The following is a 16,424-nucleotide window of genomic DNA, read 5'->3' on the forward strand; positions in this document are numbered from 1 at the left end:
CGGTCAGCCAAAAGGGCGTACCCCAATCAGCAGTCCGTGCAGCCAGAGCGTGAAGGCGATCCAGAGCGCCACCCCCAGCGCCACGGTGATCCCGGTTGCGCCAGTGGTTCCCCGCGAATAGCGCGTGCTGTCACGCGCATCGCGCTGGCGGGCCGCCATGAACACCAACAGGGCCCAAACCAGAAACGTGCCAAAAAGTACCCCGTGCGCCAGGCTGCCATTGGTCAGCAAATGGGCCAGCGCCCAGAGCATGACGGCAAGCGTCATGGGGTGGTGCATGCGTGCCTTGATGCGGTTGCCCGGCACATAGGCGGCGGCCAACAGCACGAAGCTCAACAAGGTTAACAGCATTGCCAGATGGCGCAAACTCAGCGGTGGGCTCCACAGCTGCAGCGGAGCTTGTCGCGCCTGGCCGAAGCCCCACACGATCAGCACAAATCCCAGCAATGACAGCAGTGTGTACAGACCACGCCAGCGTAGGGCCCCCAGTCTGGCACGGGTGCGGGTGCGCCAGCCGTCAGCCACGATTCGCACGGAATGCGTGCCCAAAAACAGCAACAGCCCCAGGATCAGGTACAGCATAAGACGCTTGGTGATCTCTCGCTCAAGGCGAGAGACGTGGATGAAACAAGCCTGTGATTTGACCACAGGCCGGTGCCGCCATTCCGCACAATTAAAGTCGTCAACAGCTTTACGCCATTGGCCGCAGCGATTCAGACTCGACGGTCTGTACTTAAAAAACTGAGCATTTGGACTGCCATCAACCGGTCCGTCGTCGACGACCCTTGGGTGACCGAGCAGACGGCCACGACATGGCACACCTGTCGTTCGCAGGTTCGTCCGAACAAGTCTGAGGCCAGCATTGGGCTTCTATGTTCGGAGTGAAATTTGCTACAAGAGCGCAGGCGAGTCCTTTGCAGTGTGAAGCCAAAAGTTTGCAGCAAGCGCCGGGAGTACCCTCCCCACGACGCCGCGGCATTAAGGCATCATTTAATGGCGGTTGCCACCACCGTCGCGAGTGGCGTTGTCGGCCGTCCGATCAGACCGGAAAGTTGTCGGCCATCCTCATAAAGCGCGCCTTTGGACGCCCCCACATCCCAACTGGCAATCGCCTGTGCAAACCCCTCGGGCAGACCAAAGCCTATCAGGGCAGCAGCGTAATCCGCTTCTGGCAAGTTCTTGTAGGGAATCGCCTTTCCTGACTGGCGCGAGATTTCGGCGGCCAGGTCCGTCAGCGTGTAAGCGGTATCACCTGCGAGCTCGTAGGTCTTACCCTCATGGCCCGTGCTCGTCAGCACAACTGCTGCAGCTTCAGCGTAGTCGGCGCGTGCGGCCGAAGAAATCTTGCCAGCATCAGCACTACCGATAAAGGCGCCGCCGGCCAATGCGCCAGGAACCGAGCCTGTGTAGTTCTCGGTATACCAACCATTGCGCAGGATTGTGTAAGCGATGCCTGAGGCTTTCAGCATTTGCTCGGTATCGATGTGTTCTGCAGCCAGATTCAGCACCGAGATGTCGGCATGTAACAGGCTGGTGTAAACAATGCGCTTCACGCCAGCTTTCTTTGCCGCCTCAATGACATTGCGATGCTGCTGCGCACGCTGACCGATCTCACTGGACGAAATGAGCAACAACGTCTCAACGTGCACGAGTGCGTTGGCAAGCGTTTCGGGCTTGGCATAGTCGGCTTCACGGGCCGCAATCCCAAGGTCTGAAGCCTTTGCAGGAGACCGCACCAACGCGATGAGGTTGGACGGTGTTGTCCTGGTTTTGAGCTTTTCGACGATGAGGCGTCCAAGTTGGCCGGTGGCTCCGGTGATGGCGATGGTCATGGTGTTTTATCCGTTGAAGTTGAAGGTGCCGCGACTGTACAATCAAAGCAAACTATTTGTAAGTACGCACATAAAGGTAAGTGTCATGAAGGCCACACCAACCCAGTCTGTAGGCCCTGTGTCTCTATCGCAACAACTCCAGCGTGGCAACCTGCTGGCCGAAGCTTGTCCCTCGCGCGAGGTGCTCAAACACGTCACCAGCCGCTGGGGCGTACTCGTCTTGATCGTGCTGGAGAACAAGACACACCGGTTTAGCGAACTGCGCCGTGCCATTGGCGGAGTCAGTGAGCGTATGCTGGCGCAGACCCTGCAGTGGCTTGAAAGTGACGGATTGGTCGATCGAGTTGCCTTGGAGGTCGTGCCTCCACATGTTGAATACAGCCTGACGCATCTGGGCAGGCAAGCGGCAGCGAAAGTACGCGGGTTAGCCGACTGGATAGAACTCAATCTACCCCTGATCTTGGCCGCAAGAAACTGAGCGAGGCAGCGCCAGGGTTTGTGGGACGCCTTGGTGCGCCCTTGCGCAGTGCTTACGGGGCGCAGGCAAAGTGTGCGCGCAGAGCTACAAGCATCAGTCAGCAATCGCCGCACGGGAGCGGAACAAGGCCACAATCCGCTTGAACGACCGAGAGAATTCGGCTCGCCTGATGTCCTTGTGGGACAACTGCCCTCAGTGTCGGGACCAGGTTGCTTCCCGAAATAGGGTCACCTAAAACGTCGCCACCTGTCGACCCGGCTTGCATCGTGAATGACGCCAAGCCCGCTGCCGATATTCGCGCGGACCTGGTGCAAAACCTCAATCGGGCTGATGACTATGTGATCGTCACCTACAAGCGCAGCGCCGTGGGTCAACAAGGCGGGGGGCATATTTCCCCCGTTGCGGCCTTGGCTCGGTAACTGGCGGAGTACATGCTATTACCAGTTGGCCTCGCGCTCGGGGGTGGCGCTGATCTGGTGGATCGACAGGTCGGCACCGTCGTACTCTTCTTCCTGACTCAGGCGGATGCCCATGGTTTTCTTGAGCAGGCCGTACACCAGCAAGCCGCCGCCTACAGCCCAGACCACTCCCATGAGCGTGCCGATCAGTTGGGCACCCAGCGCCACGCCGCCCAGACCCCCCATTGCCTTGGCGCCAAAAATGCCGGCAGCCACCCCGCCCCAGGTGCCGCACAGGCCGTGCAATGGCCAGACGCCCAGCACGTCGTCAATCTTCCATTTGTTTTGCGTCAGCGTGAACATGACCACAAAAATGGCGCCGGCCACCGCCCCGACCACCAAAGCGCCCAACGGGTGCATCAGGTCCGAGCCCGCGCACACCGCCACTAGGCCCGCCAGCGGGCCGTTGTGGACAAATCCGGGGTCGTTCTTGCCCAGCGCCAAAGCAGCCAGCGTGCCGCCCGCCATCGCCATCAGCGAGTTGACCGCCACCAAGCCGGAAATCTTGTCCAGTGTTTGTGCGCTCATCACGTTAAAGCCAAACCAGCCAACCGTCAGCACCCAGGCACCCAGGGCCAAAAATGGAATGCTGCTGGGCGGGTGCGCCGACATGCCGCCGTCCTTGCGGTAGCGGTTGGCGCGCGCGCCCAGCAGCAGCACCGCGGGCAGAGCAATCCAGCCGCCGACCGCATGCACCACCACGCTACCGGCAAAGTCGTGAAACTCGGCCCCCGTAAGGTCCTTGATCCAGGCCTGCACGCCAAAATGCTGGTTCCACACCACGCCCTCAAAAAATGGGTAGATCAGGCCGACGATGACGGCCGTGGCAATCAGTTGCGGCCAGAACTTGGCGCGCTCGGCAATGCCGCCCGAAATGATGGCGGGGATGGCGGCGGCAAACGTCAGCAAAAAGAAAAATTTGACCAACTCGTAGCCATTCTTGGCGGCCAATTGCTCGGCCCCGACAAAAAAGTGGGCACCGTAGGCCACGCCATAACCGACCGCAAAATAAACGATGGTGGACACCGAGAAGTCAACCAGAATCTTGACCAGCGCATTGACCTGGTTTTTGCGCCGCACCGTGCCCAGCTCCAGAAATGCAAAACCAGCGTGCATGGCCAGCACCATGACGGCGCCGAGAAGAATGAACAGGGTGTCGGCGCCCTGTTTGAGTGCTTCCATAAAAACCTCTTGGGATAAATTGATTTGATTTGGTGCGTTAATGCTCGAAAAACAAAAAACGCACCAACTTAAAGCAAAAAACATGCCTGAATAAAAACAGGCGACCCATGATTGTGCAAGGTGGCCGTCCCGTGGCAAGCGCCTCCCATGGGTCGACTACCCGCAGCCACACTCGACAAGGCGCAACGCTCGGAGATGCTTCATGTCGCCCGTGCGCTCAGTCCCTCAAAACAGGTGCTCATGACCAGGCTGACGATTTCCTCGTCACTGTGCAACTCGCTCATTTTCAGGAACTCCAGTGCCGGGTCGCAGGCACGGGCATAAAGGGTGTAGAGCACGGCAATGGCTGGCAGTTTGGGGTTGAGGCTACCCTGCGTTTGTGCCGCCTCGATCCAGCCGCTGAGCTTGTCGCTGACCTCGCTCAGGCCATTCATGCAGGCGGTGTTGTTGATCAGCGCGGCGCGCAGGCTGGAATTCTGGCTCGGCAGTGGCGGCATTTCGCCGGCCAGTTTGAGGCCCATGGTCCAGGCCACGACGGCGCGCAAGTTGTCCATGGGGGAGGCCGCTGGTGGCAAACTGTCCAAATACGCCTTGGCCCGGTGCATCACGCTTGCCATCGCCGCTGCCGCCAGGTCCTCCTTGCTGGGAAAGTGCTTGTACAGGCTGGCTTTGGCAATGCCCACGTCAGCGGCAACTTCGTCCACCGTCATGGCTTCGAAACCCTTGCTGGCCAGCAAGTGGCTCACCGACTGGATGATGGCCTCCTCGCGTGCCTGCAACAGTTGCACCTTGAAAGAGACTCTGGGGCCGTTGTGAGTGAGCATTATGTAAATTGGTGCCTTTGAAGTCCAAAAAGTCAAATTTCCGATTTTGATGATACTTTCAAGTTAAATTGGAACCCATCAGTATGGGAATAGCATTGACAGTCTAAAGGCATCGAGGTGCACTGGTCTTGGTATGGGATCCGATTGAAGGCACGCACACGGGTTGCAGAAGGAGATAAATTTGTAACCGTTTATTGCGCGGTGAAAGCGCTCGCATCGGCGGGTTTTCAGGCGAAGTCAGTGGCTGGGAGCCGCCCCTCTTGTTGCCGCAGGTGTGCAACCAGGTCGGCAGCTGCCCCGGGCAGGGCGTCCAGCCATTTACATCCGCTTACCGGCTGCAAACGGGTATTTTCCTAGAATGAATTGATGAACAATTCAACAAAATTCCTGGCTTTGGCCGTGGTTGCGGTCATGCTTCAGACGACGGCATCCGCTGCCGATGTGGGTGTGTCCGTCAACATTTCCGAGCCCGGTTTTTACGGGCGCATCGACATCGGTCGAGTGCCCAGCCCGGTGCTGATCTACCCGCAACCGATCATCATTGAGCATCGGCCGGTGAACGTGCTGCGTCAACCTATTTACCTGCGCGTGCCACCAGGCCATGAGAAAAAATGGGACAAACATTGCAGCCGTTACAACGCCTGCGGACAACCCGTTTATTTTGTGCAGGATGGCTGGTACCGGGATGTTTATGCACCCCGTTATTACGGCGTACCTGAGCGCCGCGACGTGCGCCGGGAGGATCGCCGCGAAGGCCGTCGCGACAGCGGACAGCGGGGCAACAACAAGTACAAAAAAGGCTACGGCCACGATTGACGCATTGCGGTTTGCGCGATTACAGCGTGCCGGTGAGTTTGTAGCTTTCGGTAGCGGCCACCAGGGCACGCGTAATGCCGGGCTCAAAGGCGGCATGGCCGGCGTCTTCAATCATCTGAAAACTCGCCTGCGGCCAGGCCTCGTGCAAACGCCAGGCAGACAGCGCCGGACACACCACGTCGTAACGGCCCTGGATGATGACCGCCGGCAGGTGCGCGATGCGCCCGACGTTGCGGATGAGCTGGTCGTCGCTTAAAAAGGCATTGTGCAAAAAATAATGCGCTTCCAGCCGCCCCACGCCGAGTGCAACGGCGTCCGAGCCAAACTGGTCGGCCACCTCCGGGTGCGGTAACAAGTGAAGGCAACTGCCCTCGTAGCGACCCCAGGCGCGCGCCGCTTGCAGGTTTTCTGCCGGGTCAGCACCGAACAACCGCCGCCCAAAGGCTTGCAGCAAGTTGCCTCGCTCAGCTTCCGGGATGCCTGCCACAAACTGGGCGTGTTCCTTGGGGAAAAACCATTTGACGCCGTTTAAAAACCAGTCAATCTCGGGCCCGGTGCACAAGAAAATGCCGCGCAAGATGAATCCGGTGCAGCGTTCAGGGTGAGCCTGGCCATACGCCAGCGCCAGCGTCGAACCCCAGGAGCCGCCAAACACCAGCCACTGGTCGATGCCCATCAGGACCCGCAGGCGTTCGATGTCGTCAATCAGCAGTTGTGTGGTGTTTTGCCGTACTTCACCCAGCGGCGTGGACTGCCCAGCGCCGCGCTGGTCAAACAGCACGATGCGGTAGAACGCCGGATCAAAAAACTGGCGGTGTGCGGGCGCCAGGCCCGCACCCGGTCCGCCGTGCAAAAACAGCACCGGCACGCCTTGCGGATTGCCGCATTCTTCCCAGTACAGGATATGCAGGTCGTCCACGGGCAAGCTGCCGCTGCGGTAGGGTTCAATCGGTGGAAACAGGGGATCGGGGGAGGAATTCATGGCACTGGCTCAAGATTGATGGGATTCTGATTGTCAGACCATTGGTCGAGAGGCGTCGACGCAGGCTTTCGATAGCGACTATCAATCAATTAGCAAATGCCAATTGGCTAAATAAATAGTTTGAAGCTAACATTATTCCTATGCTGATCGAAATACTCTATCGGTAAATTGTTTCAACTACAGGAGTTCACCATGACTGCAAACACCCGCCCCGAAATCAAGACCATGGCCAACCTGGAAGCTGCCTTTGCCGGCGAATCGATGGCCCATATCAAGTACCGCTACTTTGCCAAGCTGGCCCGCGACATGGGTGATGAAGACACCGCCCGCACCTTTGAAGAAACCGCCGACCAGGAAGTGATGCACGCCTTTGGCCACCTCGACCTGCTTTACCCCAAAGCCAACATGACTCCGGCCAAGGCGCTGCAGATTGCGATTGACGGTGAGACCTACGAGTACACCGAGATGTACCCCGGTTTCCGGGCCACCGCCGAGGCCGAGGGCCAGGCTGCGGCTGTCGCTGAAATGGACGAGCAAATTGAAGAAAGCAAGGTGCACGCGGCCCAGTTCAAGGCCACGCTCGAGAAAGCACAAAAGCGTTTTGCGGCGCTGGCCAAAGTGGAAAAGCGTCACGCCAACCACTACAAGGCCCAACTGGCGAAAGTCACCGCCTGATCCGGCGCTGTTCGTTTACCAATTTCAACAAAACTGGAAATACCTCATGAAAACCTATCTTTGCATCGTTTGCGGCTTTATCTATGACGAGGCCAGCGGTCGCCCCGAAGACGGCATTGCCCCCGGCACCAAATGGGCCGACATACCCGAGAACTGGGCCTGCCCCGACTGCGGCGTCGCCAAGGCCGACTTTGAAGCGGTTGAAATCTGAGACCTTGCGGGACAGATCTTTAGCTCTGTCCTCAACACCTTAAGCTTGCGGGACAGATCTTTGGCTTTGTTCCCCAACTGAATAAACAATGCAAAAACCCATCATCATCATTGGCGCGGGCCTGGCCGGCTGGTCCAGCGCGCGTGAATTTCGCAAACTGGACAAAACCACGCCAGTGCTTCTGATCACGGCCGACAGCGGCGACTTTTATGCCAAGCCGTCGCTGTCCAACGCCTTCGCCCAAAAGCGTGGCCCGGCGCAATTGGTGACCACGCCCGCAGCCAGCATGGCGCAAAGCCAGCATGTCACACTGCAGGCGCATACCCGCGTCACCGCCATCGACATCGCCAGCCAAACCGTCCATACCAGCGCCGGCGACTACCACTACGCCCGACTGGTGCTGGCCACCGGTGCGCAGCCGATCCGCATCCCCATGGCCGGTGATGCCGCCAGCGAGGTGCTGTCGGTCAATTCATGGCAGGATTTTTCGGTGTTCCACGAGCGCCTGACTGCTGCCAAGGATGCGCTGGAGGTGAATGATGCCAGAAAGCACGTTGTCATCATGGGTGCCGGGCTGATCGGCTGCGAATTTGCCAACGATCTGATCAGCTCAGGCTTTGTCGTATCGGTGGTTGATCCCTCAAGCAACCCGATCGCCGCGCTGCTGCCAGTTGGGCTGGGTGGGCAACTGCGCGAGGCCTTGGCCAATCAGGGCGTGGACTGGCATTTTGGCACCACGGTACAAGCTGTCGATCATCAGTCCGGGCGCAGTGGTGGTTTGGAGGTGCGGTTGGCCAACGGCCAGACTTTGCTGGCAGACGTGGTGCTTAGCGCCATCGGTCTGCGCGCCGACCTGAGCCTGGCACAAGCGGCTGGATTACTGTGCGAGCGCGGCATGGTGGTGGATGTCAGCTTGCAAACCAGCGCTGCCAACGTGTATGCACTGGGCGATGCCGCCCAATACGCAGGTGGCCGGACCATGCCTTATGTCATGCCCATCATGCATGCTGCCAAGGCGCTGGCAGCCACGCTGGCGGGCCGGCCGACCCGGGTGCATTTTCCGTTGATGCCGGTGGCCATCAAAACCCCGGCCCTGCCGCTGGTGGTGGCGCCGGCCGCAGCTGGCACGGTGGGTCAGTGGTTGCAAAGCGAGCCCGGCGTCTGGTTATTCACCGATGAAACCCAAGCGGTGAAAGGTTTTGCCCTGAGCGGTGCGCACACCAGCCGTCGCGTCGAGTTGGCCAAACAGGTGGTGTGAGTCCAGTCTCGGGCCAGGCGAAAAGTAAAAACTGCTGTGCCTGCAGGCGGCCCAACGCGTCAGCCGACGCGGCCGCTGACAGGCATACAATTTCTTCCCTGCGCAAAAGCAGGTGCCGGCCCCGTTGGGCTGGTTCATATCAGCAGGAGACCCCATGACGCAAGCCGCACCAGCCACCCCCGAAGACAAACGCGCCGAATTGCGCCGTGCCGCTCTCGAGTACCACCAGTATCCCATTCCGGGCAAGATCGCCATTGCGGCGACCAAGCAGTTGATCAATCAGCACGATCTGGCGCTGGCGTATTCACCCGGCGTGGCCATTCCCTGTGAGGAGATTGTCAAAGACCCCAACAATGCCTACAAGTACACCAGCCGGGGCAACCTGGTGGGGGTGGTGACCAACGGCACGGCGGTGCTGGGCCTGGGTGACATTGGCCCGCTGGCGGGCAAGCCGGTGATGGAAGGCAAGGCCGTGCTGTTCAAGAAATTCGCCGGGATTGATGTCTTTGACATCGAGATCGACGAGAAGCACGACCTCGACAAGCTGGTGGACATCATTGCTTCGCTGGAGCCGACCTTTGGCGGCATCAACCTGGAAGACATCAAGGCGCCCGATTGTTTTTACGTCGAGCGCAAATTGCGCGAGCGCATGAAAATTCCGGTGTTTCACGACGACCAGCACGGTACCGCCATCACGGTCGGCGCGGCCATCCTGAACGGACTGAAGGTAGCCGGCAAGGAACCCAAAGACGTGAAATTGGTCACCTCGGGTGCCGGTGCGGCGGCGCTGGCCTGCATCGGTTTGCTGGTCAAGCTGGGCATCCCCCGTGAAAACGTCTGGGTCACCGACCTTGCTGGTGTGGTGTATGAAGGCCGGGTTGAGTTGATGGACCCGGACAAGGCCATTTATGCCCAAAAAACGGATGCCCGCAAGCTGGGCGAAGTGATCAACAACGCCGACGTCTTTTTGGGCCTGTCGGCCGGTGGTGTGCTCAAGGCTGACATGGTCAAACGCATGGCTGCGAACCCGATCATTTTTGCGCTGGCCAACCCCACGCCGGAGATCACGCCAGAGGAAGTCAAGACCGTCCGTGACGATGCCATCATTGGCACCGGACGCTCGGACTACCCCAACCAGATCAACAACATCCTGTGCTTTCCGTACATCTTTCGCGGTGCGCTGGATGCCGGCGCGTCGACCATCACGGTCGAGATGGAAATGGCCGCCGTGCATGCCATCGCCGAACTGGCCCAGGCCGAGCAAAGCGAAGTGGTGGCCGCGGCTTACGCTGGCGAGCCCCTGGCCTTTGGCCGCGAGTACCTGATTCCCAAGCCGTTTGACCCGCGTCTGATGATGAAGGTGGCGCCAGCGGTGGCGCAGGCTGCCTTTGACAGCGGCGTGGCGCTGCGCCCCATCACCGACATGGACGCCTACCGGGAAAGACTGCAAAGCTTTGTCTATGCCTCGGGCACGGTGATGAAGCCGATCTTTAACGCGGCCAAAAAATCGCTTAAAAAACGCGTGGCTTTTGCCGAGGGCGAAGAGGAGCGCGTGCTGCGCGCCGCGCAAATCGTGGTGGATGAAGGCCTGGCCATGCCCACCCTGATTGGCCGCCCCAAGGTGATTGCCGAGCGCATCGAGAAATTCGGCCTGCGCTTGAAAGAGGGCATGGATTACGAAGTGGTCAATGTCGAGCATGACGAGCGCTACCGCGAATTCTGGCAAAGCTACCACCGCATGACCGAGCGCAAAGGCAACACGGTGCAAATGGCCAAGATTGAAATGCGCCGCCGCCTGACGCTGATTGGCAGCATGCTGTTGCACAAGGGTTATGTCGATGGTCTGATCTGCGGCACCTGGGGCACCACCCCGATTCACCTGCAATACATCGATCAGGTGGTGGGGCGGCGCGCCGGCGTCAACACCTACGCCTGCATGAACGGCCTGATGCTGCCTGGTCGGCAGGTGTTTCTGGTCGATACCCATGTCAACTACGACCCCACCGCCGAGCAATTGGCTGAAATCACGGTGCTGGCTGCCGAAGAAATGCTGCGTTTTGGCATTCCCCCCAAAGCTGCCTTGCTGTCGCATTCGAACTTTGGCAGCAGCGACCAGCCCAGCGCCGTCAAAATGCGCGATACGTTGGCGCTGTTGCGCGCGAATGCGCCATGGCTCGATGTGGATGGTGAAATGCATGGTGATGTGGCTCTGGATGGCGCCGCACGTGCCAACCTGATGCCCAACAGCACACTGCACGGTGACGCCAATTTGCTGGTGCTGCCCAATATTGATGCCGCCAACATTGCCTACAACCTGCTCAAAACAGCAGCGGGTGGCAATATTGCGGTGGGTCCGGTGCTGCTGGGTGCGGCCAAGCCGGTGCATATCCTGACGGCCAGCACCACGGTGCGCCGCATTGTCAACATGACCGCCCTGACGGTCGCCGACGCCAACGCCATCCGTTAGCAACTCTGGCGAATTGTTCGCTCAAAAGGGCCAGGCCAGCCAGCGCCTGGCCCTTATTTCCCTTGCCTGAATTGCCCATGAAATGGGCAATAGCTTGCAATTTTTTGTCAAATCAGCGACACTAGAGCCTCAAATGTTCGGGTTTACCCGAATTTTTTATTGGAAATTGAAGCTATGTCGTCGTTGAAGCGTTTTAAGTTGGTGCTGACTGGCTTGACACTTGCGGCGGCCTTGCTGGCTGGTGGGTTACAGGCCAAAGCGCCCCCGCCAGTGGGTTTGCAAAGCACGATCAGCCTGGCTGAGCTGCCGAGTCCCGGTGCCGAAATTTACCGACGCATCCACCAGGGAGGTCCGTTTGTCAGTGAAAAGGATGGTTCTGTTTTTGGTAACCGGGAGCGTTTGCTGCCTGCCCAAAAACGTGGTTTTTACCGTGAATATACCGTCCCGACACCTGGCTTGAAGCATCGGGGTGTGAAACGGATTGTCTGTGGCGGTCAAGTCTATACGCCAGAGGTTTGTTATTTCACGGCAGATCACTACGCCAGTTTTCGCCGGATTGCGCCCTGAACCTGAATTGTCAGTTTATAAATTGAAATTGTGAAAAGAGAATTGAAAATGTCACCTAGTCAAACCATTGCCGAGCCACAACTCAAGACCGTCTCCGAGACGATTTTGAAGGGTGTTCGCCCCAACATCGTGCAGTCGATCCGGGCTTTCCGGGTGCAAGACCTGCAGGAGGCGGCGCAGGCCATGGGTCAGCACTTTCTGTACGCCAACATTGCCAACGCCCAGAGCAAGCAGGACGTGCTCGACCTGATTGGCCAGCAATTCATGTTGACGGTGGCCGTGGGCAAAAACTTTGATTCCCTCTACGACAGCATGACCGATCCGGTGCACAAGTCGGGCCCGCAGCCCGGCTTTATTGTGGTGCTGGAGCACATTCCGGCGCATGCCAAGTTTGACAAGGAAGCGCGTGAACAGTTGCTCGACATTTTCCGTGACACCGCCGACTATTGGGGTGACCGCAAGATCCCTTTCCGCTGCTTCTATTCTTTTTCGGTGGCCCGTGCTGCGCACACCAGCAAGGGTGAGCACGCCCAGTTTTCCAGCAACCCACCGACCTCGGGCATTGAGTTGCTCACTGAAAACGGCGAAAGAATGCCCACCGACAAGCTGCTCGACATCTCGCCGCAAGCGCTGCGCATGAGCAGCCCGTTCAACGCGGGTTACTGGACCACCGCCTGATCTGATGCCTGGGCGCTGGCCAACGCCAGCGCCAGCCGCAGGTACTCGTCCACCGGCACCTCTTCGGCACGCCGTTGCACATCAAATTCCCCGGCAAAATTTTTCGTCTGCAACCACGCGCCAAGCGTGTGACGCAACAATTTGCGCCGCTGGCTGAAGGCCACCTGCACCAGTTCGCTTAAAGCCTGCTCGTTCAGCGCCACCGCGTCCGGGCGCGGCACCATGCGCACCACGGCACTGTCCACGCGTGGCGGCGGATCAAAGCTCCCGGGCGGCACAAACAGCACGTTTTCCATGGCATAACGCCACTGCAACATCACGCTCAAGCGGCCATAGGCCGCCGTTGAGGGCTTGGCCACCATGCGGTCAATCACCTCTTTTTGCAGCATGAAGTGCTGGTCTTCGATGACGTTCACATACTGCAGCAAATGAAACAGGATGGGTGTGGAGATGTTGTAGGGCAGGTTGCCCACCACGCGCAGTCGAGGTGCTGCCTGCGCCTGGGCCAATTGGGCAAAATCCACTTTCAGCACATCGGACTCAATGACCCGCAACTGGCCGTGACTGCGCAGACGTTGCGCCAGATCGCGGTCCAGTTCGATGACCGTCAAGGCGCCCAAACGCTCGACCAGCGGCTGGGTGAGTGCCGCCAGGCCCGGGCCAATTTCAACCATGGCCTGGCCCGGCTGCGGGTCAATCGCTTGCACAATGGCCTCGATGATGCCGCCGTCAGCCAGGAAATGCTGGCCAAAACGCTTGCGCGGGATGTGCTTGCCGTGCTTCATCTGGTCAGCGTCACTGCGGCGGCTGACGCAGCTCGACATAGGCCCGGCCACGCAACTCCTGGGTCCAGGTTTGTGCCGCTTCCTCAAGTTTTTTCTCGCGCAACAACGCGCCTACCGCCCGGCGTTGCTCGGCTTCGCTCAGTTTGGCTTGACGCCGCTCCTGCAACTGAATCAGATGCAGGCCGAAGCGTGACAGCAGGGGGGCGCTGATTTCGCCTGGCGCCAACTGGTTCAGGACGCTCTCAAATTCGGGCACAAACATGCCCGGGCTGGCCCAGCCCAGGTCGCCGCCTTGCGCTGCGCTGCCGTCCTGTGAATATTCACGTGCCAGCGCGGCAAAATCCGCCTGCCCTGCCTGCAGCTGTTTTTTGAAATCGAGCAGGCGCGCACGGGCCTGGGCTTCACTGAGTTCTGCCGAGGGTCGCAGCAAAATATGGCGGGCACGGCTTTGCGTAATTGTCATGGCGGGCAAACCCGCGTTGGTTTTTTCCACCACTTTCAAAATATGAAAACCAGCCGGTGAACGGACCAGGTCTGCCACCTCGCCGGGCGCCAACTGTTTTGTGGCCTCAATAAATGAGGCCGGGTAACGGTCAGCGCTGCGCAAACCCAGCTGACCGCCGTTGGGCTGCGCCGAGGGGGCAGAGAAGTCGCGCACCAGGCTGGCAAAGTCCTCGCCGGCGCGCGCGCGCGCCAGCACTTTGCCGGCCTGCGCCTGCAATGCCTGCGCCTGATCGGCGCTGGCCGCCTCAGGCACGGCAATCAGAACTTGCGCCAGATTGATGTCCATTTGGCTCGGGTCCTGCGTGTTTTGCTGCGCCTGCAAATAGGCATCGATCTCGGATTCGGACACCCGCACCCGAGGCAACAAATCTCGCTCGCGCAAGCGCTGCAGCAGAATTTGATCGCGCAGTTGGGCCCGGAACTGCGCCACCGTCAAACCATCGGCTGCAACCCGCTGGCGCAACTCGGCAACCGTCAGCTGATTTTGCGCAGCGATCGATTGTTCGGACTGGTCAATGGCCAGGTCTTCAACCTTGATGCCCGTGTCGCGCGCGTATTGGAGCAGTACTTTCTGGTTGATCAGCTGCTCCACCAGCTCGGCGTTCAGGCGCTGAAGGTTGGGCGCAGGACGGCGCTGAGCCGCAAACTGTTGCTGCACGCGCAGAACTTCACGCTGAACCTCGGTATTGGTGAGTGGCTCGGAGTTAACGACTGCCACGATAAAGTCAGAAGTGGCGGCGCTGTTGGCCGGGCTGGAGGCGCCCGTTGCGGGCGCCAGACGCAAACCCTGGGCCTGCGCCTGTGCACCGAGCAAACAGGCGGCCACGGCAGCAGATAAAAGTTTAAAGCGGACAGTCATGGTGGTTCAATCGTAATTGCTGAAACGGCTGGGCGGGCTGCCGGGCTCACGTAGCATCTGGTAGCCGGGGATATTGTCCTTGAGTGACTTGATCGGATTCACACCGAGCCGGGTGAAGCCGACAAATTCCAGCTGGAACATGATGCGCTGGGTGGCGGTCTGGCTACTGGTTTGCAGGCGCTCCAGCACAATGCGGCCCAGCCAGCAATCCGCATCGTACTCAAAACCCAGCAGCGCGTTGACCAGCTTGCGCTCGTTCATGCTGTAGTTCATGCGCCCCACGCTGTACCAGCGTCCCTGGCCCTGACCCTGACCCGAAGCCAGGCTCTGGCCCTTGTCGCCCCAGAGGTCGTTGAGTGGCCACTGCCAGGCAAAATCAACTTGCTCGCTTGAGTCGCGCTGGAAACGATAGGCCGCCGTGAGGGTGCGGTAAGGACCGGGGTTGTAACGTGCGCCCAGCGTGGCGCGTACCGACTGGTCGGTGGAGGGGTTGAACTGGATCGTGCTGTCAACGCTCCAGCGTGGATCCCAGTTGATGGAACCGCCCAGCAGCAGGTCGCTGACGCGGCCGTCTGCGGGTAACTCGCCGGGCAAGGTCACATTCTGGTCCGAGAAGCGCAGCCGTTGCGCTAGCCCCAGGCGGGCTGTTTCAGCACCGGTGGCAGGGTCCAGGAAGCGGGTGGTCACGCCGAGCGTCAGCATATTGCTGTCAGAGATGCGGTCATTGCCGACATAGGCATTCTCTGTGTAAATGGTGGCCAGGTTAAAGTCGTTGGCACCCGAATCGTAATTGGGCAACAGGCTCTGATCGCGGTAGGGCGTGTAGACATAAAAGGCCCGGGGCTCCAGCGTCTGGCGCAGGTTGCGGCCAAACAAGCGGGTGTCGCGCTCAAACACCAGGCCACTGTCGAGGCTGAATGTGGGCAGTACGCGGCTGGCGGAGGTGTCGCCATTTTTCAGGGGTGCTTCAAACTGGTATTGGCTGGCGTGCAATTGCACTCTGGGCGTTAAAAATCCGGCCGGGGCGGTCATCGGGTAGCTGGCTTGCAACAAGGCAAAGCCGCGCTGGCCGTTGGCTTGTCCGGTGCGCGTGGCGTCGGATTGAAAACGGGTGTAGTCGGCGCTGAAGGCATAGTTGAAACCCGTCACCTGGTGACGGGCGTAGCTGGTACTGAGCTGCGGCAACCGGTCGTAGGGCGGGATGATCGGTGCCGTGACATCCTGCAGGATTTGCCACTTGAGCGTGCGCACACTGTTCGACCAGGCACCCTGGCTCCAGGACAAGGTGGCATCATTGGCCAGCAGGCGTTGCGTCAGGGAGTTGCTGGCGAGGTTGAAATCACGCCAATAGTTGTCATCGCTGACCCGATTCAGGTTCAGCTTCAAGGCGGCGCCGTCGTCGGTCCAGGCACTGTCGATGTGGGCCTGGTGGTTCAGATTCAGGCCCCAGCGGTTGGCGTCACGCAATTGATCGGAAGGCATCCAGTCAAGCTGGACCTCGCCCTGGTAGTTTTGTTCCAGATAACGGAATTCGGTGCCGATATTGACGCCGCGCTTGCTCATCAGGGTGGGGGTGATGGTGGCATCGCGATTGGGCGCGATGTTCCAGTAGTAGGGCACCGACACTTCGGAGCCATTGACGTTGTCCAGACCGATCGTGGGTGGCAACACGCCCGACTTGCGCTGCTCGCTGAGCGGAAAGCTGATGTAGGGCACCGGCAGCAGCGGCACCCCCTTGAAGCTGAGCAAGGCTCCCGTGGCGGTGCCCACGTCTTCTTCGTTGTCCAGGGTAATGGTGCTGGCCTTCAAAATCCAGTCCGGCATCCAGCTGGGGCCCGGCAAGCGGCG

Annotated in this window: 16 protein-coding genes and 1 pseudogene; 9 read left to right on the top strand and 8 right to left on the bottom strand. The window is 59.5% G+C overall.

Translation table 11 applies throughout. From position 1 onward, the window contains the following. Positions 1–3 precede the first annotated feature (3 nt). Complete coding sequence (locus NDI87_RS06220; RefSeq protein WP_296273954.1) at positions 4–582, bottom strand: NnrU family protein; 579 nt, start codon at positions 580–582, stop codon at positions 4–6. Between the two features lie 404 nt (positions 583–986). Then, positions 987–1,832, bottom strand: a complete 846-nt coding sequence (locus tag NDI87_RS06225) for an SDR family oxidoreductase (protein ID WP_296273956.1) — start codon at positions 1,830–1,832, stop codon at positions 987–989. 85 nt (positions 1,833–1,917) lie between these two features. On the opposite strand from NDI87_RS06225, the gene NDI87_RS06230 reads away from it, so the two are divergent. Further along, positions 1,918–2,310: a helix-turn-helix domain-containing protein gene (locus tag NDI87_RS06230; protein ID WP_296273979.1), complete on the top strand. Its 393-nt coding sequence runs from the start codon at positions 1,918–1,920 to the stop codon at positions 2,308–2,310. Positions 2,311–2,576: 266 nt separating this feature from the next. Beyond that, entirely contained in the window at positions 2,577–2,729 is a 153-nt protein-coding gene (locus NDI87_RS06235; protein WP_296273958.1) for a phytochelatin synthase family protein, read from the top strand. An 18-nt stretch (positions 2,730–2,747) separates the two neighbouring features. Here the strand turns inward: NDI87_RS06235 and NDI87_RS06240 are convergent, their stop codons facing one another. Both NDI87_RS06240 and NDI87_RS06245 read right to left on the bottom strand, forming a co-directional pair. Then, a complete protein-coding gene (locus NDI87_RS06240) occupies positions 2,748–3,950 on the bottom strand; it encodes an ammonium transporter (RefSeq protein WP_296273960.1) in 1,203 nt (400 codons plus the stop codon). Between the two features lie 200 nt (positions 3,951–4,150). After that, on the bottom strand, positions 4,151–4,774 hold the full coding sequence (locus NDI87_RS06245; RefSeq protein WP_296273962.1) for a TetR/AcrR family transcriptional regulator: 624 nt from the start codon (positions 4,772–4,774) through the stop codon (positions 4,151–4,153). Positions 4,775–5,140: 366 nt separating this feature from the next. Between NDI87_RS06245 and NDI87_RS06250 the strand changes: the two genes are divergently transcribed. Then, positions 5,141–5,590, top strand: coding sequence for a hypothetical protein (locus tag NDI87_RS06250; RefSeq protein WP_296273963.1), 450 nt, complete (start codon positions 5,141–5,143; stop codon positions 5,588–5,590). Positions 5,591–5,609: 19 nt separating this feature from the next. Here NDI87_RS06250 and pip read toward each other — a convergent pair whose 3' ends face one another. Then, on the bottom strand, positions 5,610–6,572 hold the full coding sequence (gene pip, locus NDI87_RS06255; RefSeq protein WP_296273965.1) for a prolyl aminopeptidase: 963 nt from the start codon (positions 6,570–6,572) through the stop codon (positions 5,610–5,612). Between the two features lie 192 nt (positions 6,573–6,764). On the opposite strand from pip, the gene NDI87_RS06260 reads away from it, so the two are divergent. The 6 genes and pseudogenes from NDI87_RS06260 to NDI87_RS06285 form a co-directional block, all read left to right on the top strand. Continuing rightward, positions 6,765–7,247, top strand: coding sequence for a rubrerythrin family protein (locus NDI87_RS06260; protein WP_296273967.1), 483 nt, complete (start codon positions 6,765–6,767; stop codon positions 7,245–7,247). A 46-nt stretch (positions 7,248–7,293) separates the two neighbouring features. Beyond that, positions 7,294–7,458: a rubredoxin gene (locus NDI87_RS06265; RefSeq protein WP_296273969.1), complete on the top strand. Its 165-nt coding sequence runs from the start codon at positions 7,294–7,296 to the stop codon at positions 7,456–7,458. A gap of 88 nt (positions 7,459–7,546) precedes the next feature. Further along, positions 7,547–8,716 (top strand): FAD-dependent oxidoreductase, encoded by a 1,170-nt coding sequence (locus NDI87_RS06270; protein WP_296273970.1) that lies wholly within the window; start codon positions 7,547–7,549, stop codon positions 8,714–8,716. 154 nt (positions 8,717–8,870) lie between these two features. Continuing rightward, positions 8,871–11,183, top strand: a complete 2,313-nt coding sequence (locus NDI87_RS06275; protein WP_296273971.1) for an NADP-dependent malic enzyme — start codon at positions 8,871–8,873, stop codon at positions 11,181–11,183. A 174-nt stretch (positions 11,184–11,357) separates the two neighbouring features. Then, the gene (locus NDI87_RS06280; RefSeq protein ID WP_296273981.1) at positions 11,358–11,750 is read left to right on the top strand and encodes a ribonuclease domain-containing protein; all 393 of its coding nucleotides are present in this window, start codon (positions 11,358–11,360) and stop codon (positions 11,748–11,750) included. A 48-nt stretch (positions 11,751–11,798) separates the two neighbouring features. Further along, positions 11,799–12,239, top strand: a pseudogene (locus NDI87_RS06285) (barstar family protein); the annotation flags it as partial. A 170-nt stretch (positions 12,240–12,409) separates the two neighbouring features. Here the strand turns inward: NDI87_RS06285 and rsmA are convergent. From rsmA to lptD, 3 genes are all read right to left on the bottom strand, one after another. Next, entirely contained in the window at positions 12,410–13,213 is an 804-nt protein-coding gene (gene rsmA, locus NDI87_RS06290) for a 16S rRNA (adenine(1518)-N(6)/adenine(1519)-N(6))-dimethyltransferase RsmA (protein WP_296273983.1), read from the bottom strand. A gap of 10 nt (positions 13,214–13,223) precedes the next feature. Further along, positions 13,224–14,576: a peptidylprolyl isomerase gene (locus NDI87_RS06295; protein WP_296273974.1), complete on the bottom strand. Its 1,353-nt coding sequence runs from the start codon at positions 14,574–14,576 to the stop codon at positions 13,224–13,226. Positions 14,577–14,582: 6 nt separating this feature from the next. Further along, on the bottom strand, positions 14,583–16,424 hold a 1,842-nt coding region (gene lptD / locus NDI87_RS06300), incomplete at its 5' end, for an LPS assembly protein LptD (protein ID WP_296273976.1).

Origin of the sequence: Rhodoferax sp. (assembly GCF_023701345.1) — a bacterium.
GTDB lineage: Bacteria > Pseudomonadota > Gammaproteobacteria > Burkholderiales > Burkholderiaceae_C > Rhodoferax.